This window comes from Syntrophorhabdaceae bacterium (assembly GCA_028698615.1).
Lineage (GTDB): Bacteria > Desulfobacterota > Syntrophorhabdia > Syntrophorhabdales > Syntrophorhabdaceae > Delta-02.
Genome location: JAQVWF010000004.1, coordinates 21,982 through 32,787, shown reverse-complemented (window position 1 = coordinate 32,787; position 10,806 = coordinate 21,982). Strand labels below are relative to the sequence as shown.

Annotated in this window: 9 protein-coding genes; 8 read left to right on the top strand and 1 reads right to left on the bottom strand. The window is 56.3% G+C overall.

Annotation, left to right across the window (positions count from 1 at the left end):
- The 8 genes from PHC90_02665 to PHC90_02630 all read left to right on the top strand — a co-directional run.
- Positions 1–448: hypothetical protein (locus PHC90_02665; GenBank protein MDD3845247.1), on the top strand; the 448-nt coding region annotated here is incomplete at its 5' end.
- 21 nt (positions 449–469) lie between these two features.
- Positions 470–1,702: a sugar phosphate nucleotidyltransferase gene (locus PHC90_02660; GenBank protein ID MDD3845246.1), complete on the top strand. Its 1,233-nt coding sequence runs from the start codon at positions 470–472 to the stop codon at positions 1,700–1,702.
- The gene (locus PHC90_02655; protein MDD3845245.1) at positions 1,699–2,955 is read left to right on the top strand and encodes a sugar phosphate nucleotidyltransferase; all 1,257 of its coding nucleotides are present in this window, start codon (positions 1,699–1,701) and stop codon (positions 2,953–2,955) included. The genes PHC90_02660 and PHC90_02655 overlap by 4 nt, the downstream gene beginning before the upstream one ends.
- Positions 2,956–2,970: 15 nt before the next feature.
- The gene (locus PHC90_02650) at positions 2,971–4,233 is read left to right on the top strand and encodes a glycosyltransferase (GenBank protein MDD3845244.1); all 1,263 of its coding nucleotides are present in this window, start codon (positions 2,971–2,973) and stop codon (positions 4,231–4,233) included.
- A gap of 18 nt (positions 4,234–4,251) precedes the next feature.
- On the top strand, positions 4,252–4,962 hold the full coding sequence (locus PHC90_02645; GenBank protein ID MDD3845243.1) for a hypothetical protein: 711 nt from the start codon (positions 4,252–4,254) through the stop codon (positions 4,960–4,962).
- Positions 4,963–5,017: 55 nt separating this feature from the next.
- Positions 5,018–6,046, top strand: a complete 1,029-nt coding sequence (locus PHC90_02640) for a hypothetical protein (protein ID MDD3845242.1) — start codon at positions 5,018–5,020, stop codon at positions 6,044–6,046.
- 198 nt (positions 6,047–6,244) lie between these two features.
- Entirely contained in the window at positions 6,245–6,817 is a 573-nt protein-coding gene (locus tag PHC90_02635; protein ID MDD3845241.1) for a nitroreductase family protein, read from the top strand.
- Positions 6,818–7,006: 189 nt separating this feature from the next.
- A complete protein-coding gene (locus PHC90_02630) occupies positions 7,007–7,579 on the top strand; it encodes a nitroreductase family protein (GenBank protein MDD3845240.1) in 573 nt (190 codons plus the stop codon).
- 18 nt (positions 7,580–7,597) lie between these two features.
- Here the strand turns inward: PHC90_02630 and PHC90_02625 are convergent, their stop codons facing one another.
- Positions 7,598–10,690, bottom strand: a complete 3,093-nt coding sequence (locus PHC90_02625) for a PAS domain S-box protein (GenBank protein MDD3845239.1) — start codon at positions 10,688–10,690, stop codon at positions 7,598–7,600.
- Between the last annotated feature and the right edge of the window lie 116 nt (positions 10,691–10,806).

The window sequence follows — 10,806 nt, the reverse complement described above, 5'->3', positions numbered from 1 at the left end:
GCTCTCCCAAAAAGGCGAGGCCGCTTATGCGAAAGATTTGACAAGCTCCATGCAAGACGGCAGAATAAAGCTGTACATAACGTACAGGGCTCTCGGCCTTCGCCGGAAGACCAGGGAGGTCTTCGAAAGGGGTGAATATATTCCGCTGGAAGCGGTAGGGGCCCGATCGGGGCATATCATAGCGTTCGCGCGGCGTTTTCTCAACAGGACGATCATAGTTGTCGTTCCGAGGTTCCTTGCGAACGTGTTGTCCTCGCCGGATGCAGCCTTCCCTGACATATGGGAAGGCACAATGGTGATCGTTCCTGAAGCCGGGAATGAGGAGACCTACAGGAACGTCTTTACGGGAGAGGAATTGACGCAGACCCGCTGGCAGGGGTTTTCGGGACTCATGTGTTCCGGGCTTTTCGGGACTTTTCCTGTCGCGCTTCTCGAAACCGGTGATTGATCATCAAGGAGGGGTTGTCTTATGGCACAGGTGCTCGCAATGATCCTCGCAGGAGGAAGGGTAGGCGAACTGGATGTACTCACTTTTTTTCGGCCCAAATCGGTTCTGCCCTACGGGGGGCTCTATCGCGTCATCGATTTTCCCATGAGCAATCTCATGCATTCCGATATCGAGAACGTGGGCATCCTGTCACAATACAGGCCCTTTGAATTGATCAGCCACATCGCCAACGGTGAACCCTGGGACATGACGGGAAGACAGCGCCGGGCCGTGATACTCCCGCCCTTTCAGGGCAGGGGCGCCTCCGACTGGTACAAGGGAACGGCTGACGCCGTCTATCAGAACATCGATTTCATGCGCATGGGCGACCCCCAGATAGTCGTCGTCCTTTCGGGAGATCATATCTACCGCATGGACTATCGCAAGCTCATCGAGTTTCATATCGAGAAGAACGCGGACATGACGGTGGCCTTCACGAAGGTATCACCCGAGGCATCGTCCCGTTTCGGCCTCGCATCCATCGAGGACGAGGATCCCCGGGGAGGGAGGGTCACGCAATACAGGGAAAAACCAAAGAACTCGCGCCTCGAATGGGCGTCTCTGACCATCTATGTCTTTCGCGCCGAACTCCTTATCGCCGCTCTCCAGGAGAATGCGGCAAGCTCCTCTCATGAGTTCGGCAAGGACATCATTCCCATGCTCATGCAAAAACACCGCGTCTATGGCTACAAGCACAGCGGTTACTGGGGATATACCCGGACGATGGATGAATATTACCGCACGAGCATGGATGTGCTCGGCGATACCCCCAGGATCGACATACGCTCCTGGCAGCTCAGGACCAATATGGCCGACAGCTGCATCCGTGACCGGCAGCCGGCCTTCGTCGGCCCGGCGGCCGCCATCAAAGATGCCTTCTTCCATTGCGGCTGCTCCATCAAGGGCCGCGTGGAGCATTCCATCCTCTTTCCCGGCGTAACGGTGGAGGAAGGCGCCGTCGTCAAGGACTCCATCCTCTTCTTCGATTCCGCCGTCCGCAGGGGGGCTCAACTCAGGCACTCCATCGTGGACACGGGCTGCGTGATCTCCGAGCGCGCAGATATCGGCGATCCGGGGGAAGACCTCACCGTTGTCGGCATGAAAACGGTCATCCCTGAGGGGATTCGCATAAGGGGAGGCGTGAGGGTCCATCCCAAGCTCACACCAGACTCCTTTTCGAAGAATGAATATGTCAACGGAGAGGTGGTGCAATGAAAGGTCCGGCGGCGATCCTTCTGGCAGGCGGAGTTGGAAGCAGGCTCAATATCCTCGTGCGGCACAGGGCAAAACCGGCCGTCCCCTTCGGCGGCATATACAGGATAATCGATTTTACCCTCAGCAATATAGGAAACTCGGGCATGTCCAGCGTGGCCGTCCTCACCCAGTACAAGCCCCTTTCCCTCATGGACCATATCGGCGACGGCTCTTGCTGGGACCTGTCGGGCCGGTCGCGCAGCGTAAAGATCTTCCCCCCCAAGACAGGGGAGGAGGATTGGGATTGGTACAGGGGAACCGCCGATGCTGTGCGGCAGAACATTTCTTTCGTCATGTCGGCACAGAGCGACGAGATCATGATCCTCTCGGGAGACCATGTCTATCACATGGACTATCGCCGGATGGTTTCCTTCCATCGGGAAAAGAAGGCCCGTGTCACCATCGCCACCATTCCCGTGCCCTGGGAGGAGACATACCAGTTCGGGACCGCCATCGTAGACGATAACAAGAGGATAACGCAGTGGGAGGAGAAATCGCCCCGCGCGAGGTCCAACCTGGCGTCCATGGGGATATATGTTTTCGACAGAAAGTATTTGATAGACCTCCTCTTGGAATCCAGGGAGGATGATTTCGGGCACAACCTCATCCCCCGGGCCCTCGATGAAAAGGTGGTCTACGCCTATTCCTTTGATGGATACTGGCGGGACGTCGGCACCGTTCAGGCCTACTGGGACGCCAACATGGGCCTCCTCGATCCCTTGTCGGGGATAGACCCGGGGTCATGGAAGACAATGACGAATATAAACGCCGCCGGACCGACTTTTGACAGGCCTCCCGTCTTCGTATCCTCTTCCGCCCGGGTAACGCGTTCCATCGTATCTCCCGGCTGCACCATCGACGGGAACGTGGAGAACTGCGTCCTTTCTCCCGGCGTAGTAATTGAACGGAACGCTTCGGTGCGTGATTCCATCATTATGCATGACTGCCGCATAGGCGAAGGAGCGCGGGTCGAGCGCTCCATCATGGACAAAGAGGTGTCGGTCGGGGCGCATTCCTCGGTCGGTTTCGGAGACCCGAAAATAGTCAACGTTACTCATCCGGAACATCTTTACTCGGGTCTCACCGTCATCGGAAAACGGACGGTCATTCCCGAGGGGATCACTATAGGCACGAACTGCATCATCGACCCCATGCTCGGACCAGGGACTTTTCCACGGGAGGTCAAGAGTGGAATAACCGTGGCGGGAGCGTAAAAGCCAGGGGGATCCATGAACGAGACTGTGATTCAGAGACAGGACATCCATTCGCGAGTGACCCAGATCGGCGATGCCGACATCCTGGTAGGCATCCCGAGCTACAACAACGCCCGGTCCATCGGCCATGTCGTGCGGGCCGTGCAGGCGGGCCTTGCAAAGTATTTCCCCGAAAAGAAGACGGTCCTCGTCAATTCCGACGGGGGGTCGACGGACGGCACGATGGATGTCGTCCACGACACCACCATCGATGATTTCCGTTCGATCCTGCTGTCCCACCGTGTGGAATCCTTTTCCAAGATCGCCATCCCCTACCACGGTATCCCTGGCAAGGGCAGCGCTTTCAGGACCATTTTCCAGATTGCGCGGGCCCTCAATGTAAAGGCGTGCGCCGTGGTGGATTCCGATCTGCGCAGCATCACCCCGGAATGGATAGAGCTTCTCATCAAGCCCGTAGTGGACGACGGTTTTGATTACGTGACGCCCCTTTACCATCGCCATAAATACGACGGGACGATCACCAACAGCATAGTCTATCCCCTGACGCGGGCCCTCTACGGAAAGAACGTACGGCAGCCGATAGGGGGCGACTTTGGCTTTTCCGGCAAACTGGCCCGGTTCTATCTCACCAAGGATGTCTGGGATACCGATGTTGCCCGCTACGGGATAGACATCTGGATGACGACGACGGCAATTGCCAACGATTTTCGCGTCTGCCAGGCCTTTCTTGGGGCAAAGATCCACGATGCGAAGGACCCGGGGGCGGACCTGAGCGCCATGCTTTACCAGGTCGTGGGGGCGACCTTCGACCTCATGGAGGAATACCCGCAAACCTGGAAGAACGTGAGGTCTGCCCAGGCGGTTCCCGTCTTCGGGTTCACCTACGAGGTGGGCCTTGAACCCGTAAGCGTCAATATCCAGAGGATGATCGACAAATTCACCCTTGGCGCCAGGGAATTGTCCTCCGTCTGGGAAAACATCCTTTCAGGGAAGACGCTGGGTTTCCTCAAAAAACTGGCCAATGCGTCCCGGGATGGCTTCCACATGCCTGACACCGTGTGGGTGGATATCATATACAGTTTTGCCCTTGCCGCGCACCGCAACGTCCTCAACAAGGAACATCTCCTCAAATCCCTGACCCCGTTGTACGTCGGGCGCACGGCGTCATTCGTCCTGGAGGTCTGGGAAAGCAGCGGACCCGAGGTGGAAGGCAAGATCGACAGTCTCTGCGGGGTGTACGAGAGGCTAAAACCGTCCTTTTCGGACCGCTGGAAGTAAAATAAAAGGGGGCCTTACATGAATTTACTTCAGAGGATCATCATAGAACCCTTCGAAAGCTCCTACGAAAAGTTCCTGACGTTCATGCCGAATTTCCTCACCTCCCTGGCGCTTCTCATTGTCGGCATCGTCCTGGCGGCGGTGTTCAGAATCGTCTTTCTGAGGATATTCCGCGCCATCAACCTCGATAAAATGGCCGAGCGCCTCGGGCTTTTCGAGATGCTTCTCAAGGGCGGTATCAAGGACTCTCTTTCGAATTTCGTCGCAAGGATCATAGGGTGGCTCGTTGTCTTCACGTTTGCCGTCGTGGCGGTGCAGACATTGAAGATACCCACTGTGGAGCACCTCCTTGATCGCTTTTTCCTCTATCTCCCGAATGTCTTCACGGCCGCGGTGATCCTGCTCTTCGGCTATCTCTTCAGCAACTTCTTCGGAAGGGCCGCTCTCATTGCCTCAGTCAACGCGGGTCTGAGAAGGGCCGGCCTCGTTGGCAGACTTGTGAAGATCACCGTTTTCATTCTTTCGGCCACAATGGCCATGGAACAGCTCGGCATAGGCAGGGAGACCGTGCTCATAGCCTTTGCGATCATCTTCGGCGGCATAGTCCTTGCGCTTGCCATCGCCTTTGGCTTCGGCGGCCAGGACATTGCCAGGACGTACCTGCAAAAAGGCGTCGGGGAGAAGGAAGAGGAAGACAAAGGAAGGCGGGACGATATCGATCCCCTGTAAGGTGTCGGGCTTTAAGCGATCAAGTTTTAAGCCGGGGACAGAGGATACCACAGGAATGATCGAATTCAAGAAGATCGAATCGGAAAGCACATTTCTTGACCCGCGGAAAGGTTTCGCCCCCACCACCGTGCGCTTCCAGGTGCGTATCGACCCGTTGACCGGCAGGACCTGTCACTTCTCTCATTTCGGCGCCATCAAACCGCAGAAACTCGACCTCGCCGGGTACCATAAACCTGCCGTGAAGGGCTTTTGCCCCTTCTGTGCCGAACAGCGTGAGAAGGCGACACCAAAATTCACACCCGAAGTCGTCCCGGAAGGGAGGCTCGCCCGCGGCGAGGCACTTCTCATACCCAACCTTTTTCCCTACGACGTCCACAGCGGCGTCGTCGTCATGACCGACGATCACGTCGTGGGCCTGAGGGACCTCACGAAAGAGAGGCTCCGCGACGCCTTTTCCCTGGGCATGGACTTCCTGCGCCGTATAGCGGCCCTCGACACGTCTTTGCCGTATCACCTGATGACGTGGAATTACATGCCTCCTTCCGGCGGCGGCCTCGTCCATCCCCATCAGCAATATTTCGCAACCGCCTATCCGGGCAACCAGTTCATGGATGAGCTATCGGCCTCGCACGACTTTGCAGGCCGCCACGGGGAGAATTACTGGTATGCCCTCGCAAAGCAGGAGGCGGCCGACAACGTGCGGTACATCGCAAGGATCGGCTCGGGATACTGGCTCGCCCCTTTTGTTTCTCTTGGACTGCTCGGAGAGGTCCTGTGCGTTTTTCCCGACGTCTTTTCCATCCACGACCTTTCCAGCGACGATATCGACAACCTTGTTGCCGGCCTCGAACGGCTCTTCCGCTATTACGAGGACGCAGGCGTCTTCAGCTTCAACGCATCCTTCTCTTTCGGTCCCCCGCACCAGGAGCATTTCAGCGCCTATTTCCGGATCGTTCCCCGGACATTCCTGAATACGCGGGATTTTGCCCCCGACCTCAATTTCTTCCAGGCCATCCTCTCAGAACCCATATGCGTGGTCCTGCCCGAGGACCTGTGTCGAGAAATAAAACCCTACTTCAAATGAGAAAAGGACGGTCCCAGGTTTCAGGCCGGAAGACAAGGAGCAGAGTCTTTGCAGAGGCCGGTTGTCAACGCAATTGCTGACCAGCGCAGCTGATTGGAGCAGGTGTTTCCGGTCCTTGTCTTTAACCTGAGACGTGAAACCTGAGGCCTGAAACGATCTTTTGGTTGCATCATCCTCCGCCTATGCTATAGTTCCTGTATGGATCTCCTTGAACTGATCACAAGGAACCGGAGCCACCGGCGCTTTCAGGAGAGTGAGTCCATAAGCATCGAGCGGCTTCAGGGTCTCGTGGAGCTCGCCCGGCTTTCACCGTCTGCGGGAAACCTTCAACCCCTCAAATTTGTCCTCTCCAATGACCCCGTACGCAATGGTTCGATTTTCTCCTGCCTTGTCTGGGAAGATTACGTCAAGGGTTCCAGGGGGCCCGCCGAAGGCAGGCGGCCGGCAGGATACATCATCGTCCTGGGCGACACCTCCGTCACAAAAAACTTCTCCTGCGACCATGGCATTGCCGCGCAGACCATATTGCTCGGCGCCACGGAGATGGGCCTCGGCGGCTATATGTTCGCACAGGTCGAAAAGACCAGGTTAGCGTCGCTCCTCGGAATACCCCCGGGATACGAGATACTTCTCGTCATTGCCCTGGGCGTTCCCAGGGAACGCGTTGTCGTCACGGACGCAAAGGACGGGATTACCGCCTACTGGCGCGATATCAACAAGGTCCACCACGTTCCCAAACGTCCTCTCCACGAGGTCATACTTGACCTGTAGGGATGCACAGGGGCACACGGGTCGGAGCTTCGCGCCTACGGGCACATGCGGAAAGAGAGAAGGACGCATGGACATAACAGCACATCAGGACATCACGACTTTGTTTGTTTCTACCGTGTCTGGCCGTTTGCGCGTTTCCGCGCAGACAGGTGTGCCCATCTACACTTGGAGGTACAGGTGGGTGGTAATATGACTATACTGGAACTCGTCACAAAGAGCAGGAGCTGCCGGCGGTTTCAGGAGAAGGAAGCTGTCAGCTTGCAGCAGCTCAAGGCCCTCGTCGAGCTTGCCCGGCTTTCACCGTCGGCAAGGAACCTGCAGCCCTTGAGGTTCATCCTTTCCCGTGACCCAGGGTCGAACGCAGGCATATTCTCCTGTCTTGCCTGGGCGGGTTATCTGAGAGACTGGCCGGGTCCCGGGGAAGGTGAAAGGCCTGCGGCCTATATTATCATCGTCGGCGACACGTCGCTGACGAATGACTTCGGGTGCGATCATGGAATTGCCGCCCAGAGCATACTTCTGGGAGCGACGGAAATGGGGCTTGGCGGATGCATGCTCTCCAATATTCAAAAAGACCGTCTGAGCGCCCTTCTCAAGATACCTCAGCAATATCAGGTCCTCCTGGCCATCGCCCTGGGGGTGCCCAAAGAACAGGTTGTCATCGACAAGGTGAAGAACGGGGACATCAAATACTGGCGGGACTCCGACCAGGTCCACCATGTTCCGAAACGCGCACTGGCGGAGATAATACTCAAGATATAGAGGACCGTTAAGGGTCTTCTATTTCCTGTCCAGGATTTCCCTGACCTTTTTGAGAAGCAGGGATGGCGATACGGGTTTTGACAGGTATTCAAGAGATTCGTCCTGTATCCCTTTATCCACGATGATGTCGGCCGTGTACCCACTTACAAAAAGCACTTTCGCATTCGGCCGGATCACGGCGATCTCTTCGTAGACCTCCCTGCCGTTCTTGTTCGGCATGACAACATCGAGAATTGAAAGGTCTATACCATGAGAGTGCTCACTGAAGAGCCCTATGGCCTTCTGTCCGTCGCCCGCCTCCAGAACGCGGTAGCCTGCCTTGGACAGGACCTCCCTCGTAAGTTTCCGTACGCTTTCGTTGTCTTCGGCTATCAGGATGGTCTCGCTGCCGCCCTTGCAGCTGGGCGCCGCGGCACGCCGGCGCGCCACTTTACCTTTCGCCACGGGAATATAGACAGTGAACATCGTCCCCGCCCCGGGGCCGCTTACCACATCAATGAAACCTCCATGCTGTTTAACTATGCCGTAGACAATGGAAAGGCCGAGCCCGGTGCCCCTGCCCGGTTCTTTTGTGGTAAAAAAAGGCTCGAACATCTTTTCCCGTACACGGGGATCGATACCCGTGCCGGTATCGCCAAATGAGAGGGCCGCATATCTGCCTGTCTGGCCTAACCCTCGTCGCGCTATGAAATCCTCATCGATGGACACGATATCAGCGGAGATCATCAGAGTCCCTCCGCCCGGCATGGCATCCCGTGAGTTCGTAGTGAAGTTCATGAGGAGCTGATAGATCTGCGTCGAATCCGCGAGTATGGTGCAATCTTCGCGAGGAAGGCGGATCTCCAGCCGCACGTCCTCGGGCAGCAGCCTCTCAAGCAGTTTTTGCCCTCCTCTTATCAGATCGTTGATCTTCTGGAGCTTCACCTCCATTACCTGTTTTCTTCCGAAAGCAAGCAAACCGCTGGTTAGCTGCGCGCCCCTTTCGGACGCCACGCTGATCTGCTCGACATAGAGCTGATGGGGATCATCCCGTGGCAATTCCGTCTCCAGAAGACCGCAGTAACCCATGATGGTGGTAAGGATGTTGTTGAAGTCATGGGCAATGCCTCCCGCCAGTTGCCCGATGGCCTCCATCTTTTGCGCCTGCTGAAGCTGTTCCTCAAGCATGACCTCCTTCGTGATATCGAGAAGGGTCCCGATGGCCGCCGGGCGCCCCCGGTAACTGAAAACGCTTCCCAGGACCTCGACCCTTGCGAGAGAGGCGTTTTTGCGTATCATCCGGAACCTGTACTGGATGCTGTTCGTCTCACCCCCAAAACGCTTCTTCAAGTTCTCTTCGACGATGTGCCTGTCTTCATCATAGACAAGATCAACAGGTGCCATCCTTTCCACAATTTCATCATAGCTGTAGCCGGTTATCTCGCAGAAGCGCCTGTTCACATACCGGAACAGGCCATCCTGGATGATGTAGAAACCCGCGAGGGACTCTTCGGCAACGCTGCGGTACTTCGCCTCCGACTCCCTGAGCAGTTCTCCTGCCCTCCTGAGCTGCGTGACGTCAATGACCACACCCACAATGCCTCCTGGGGTGCCATCGGGCTTGCGGAAGGCCGCCTTGCGGATTATAACATCGTGGACAGCGCCAGAAGGGTCGGTGACCGCTGAATCGTATTCAAGGACCCCCCCTCTTTTCAGGAGGTCACTGTCCTTCGCTGCGTGGATCTTCGCGTCATCGCCGCCCTGGACGTCGAAAGCCGTCTTCCCCCGGATAGACTGGCGAGAGATACCGTAATACTCCTCGAATGCCCTGTTGCACTGCATGAACCTTCCCTCGGGATCCTTTATGAAGATCGGGTTGGGCATCGTGTCTATGAAGAGTTGGAGAAACTCCACCTGTTCCTCCAACTCCCTTTGTGCCTCTTTCCGTTTCGTTATGTCCCGCATGAAAACGAGGGTGACGGGCTCGCCCTTCAAGATTATCACCGAAATGGCCGCCTCGAAGAAAATGACCTTTCCGTGTACATCTATTATCCTCAACTCGTACCGCGTGGGGGCATTTTTGCCCTCCCTTCGCCCCCGGCGGTAGCGTTGTATGCGGTCATAGTCGTCGGGATGGATGAACCGTCCCACGTCCGTTCCCAGTATCTCTTCCGCATTACGGACCCCCAGGGCCTCGACATACTTCTGGTTCACATAGACGTAAACACCATCCCTGAATATGGCCACGCAGTCGTTGGAGTTCTCAATAGCGATGCGATATCGTTCCTCACTCTCCCGCAGGGCCTCCTGCGCCTCCTTCTGCGCGGTAATGTCCGCGACTACGCCTTCGATGTAATGTTCCCTGTCGTCGAGGCGGGCCGAAACAAGTGCCCAGAAGACAGTTCCGTCCCGTCTTGACATGCGGACCTGATACCCCTCTATCCTTTTGTCGCGCCGGATCGCCCTGGTGAAGCGTTTCCGGTCTTGGGGGTCGGCATAGAAATCTATGGCATTCAGGTCTTCATCCTTATCGATGCCGAGCATTCTCGACATGGTGCGGTTGGCATCGAGGACCCTCCCGTCCTTCAGGGAGCTCCTGAACATGCCGGCGGGCGAGTTCTCGAAGAGATAGCGATATTTCTCCTCGCTTTCCCTCAGCTGCTGTTCGGCCTTCTTCTTCTCCGTGATATCCGTCGCCACGTGGACAACGCCGAGGAGCAAACCCGATGCATCCACAATAGGTACACAGGAAACGAGAAAGGTTCCGTGTATCGTCCCGATCTCCATTTCGACGGTATCAAGATTCCCCCGCGTGAGAATGGAATACATGGGGCAGCCCTGGGCCGGCTCGCTGCTGTTATGCATTACCTCATAGCATTTTCTCCCGACAAGCTCTATTTCGGGGATGCCGCTTATCTCCTGTGCCCTCTTGTTGGCTGAGACGATGGTGAATTTGGTGTCGAGGATCAAGATGGGTTGGACAGTTGCCTTGAGAAAACCGTCCCACTGCCTGACCACACGTTTAAGCCCGGTTCTGTTTCTTCTTCCGGCAACGCGATCGTCAGGCGCCGATGTCGGCCCTCTCCGGTGTGAATGAGGGGTGTCGGGTTTCTCAGACGACCCTTTTTTCATGTGCCCCCCGCTGTTGTGGCTGTGAAGACCCAACTTACTTCCATGATACATCATTCCTGCTTGAGGTCAAGAAATAAGGGATGACCCCCTCTTCACTCACTCTTTGACATGATACT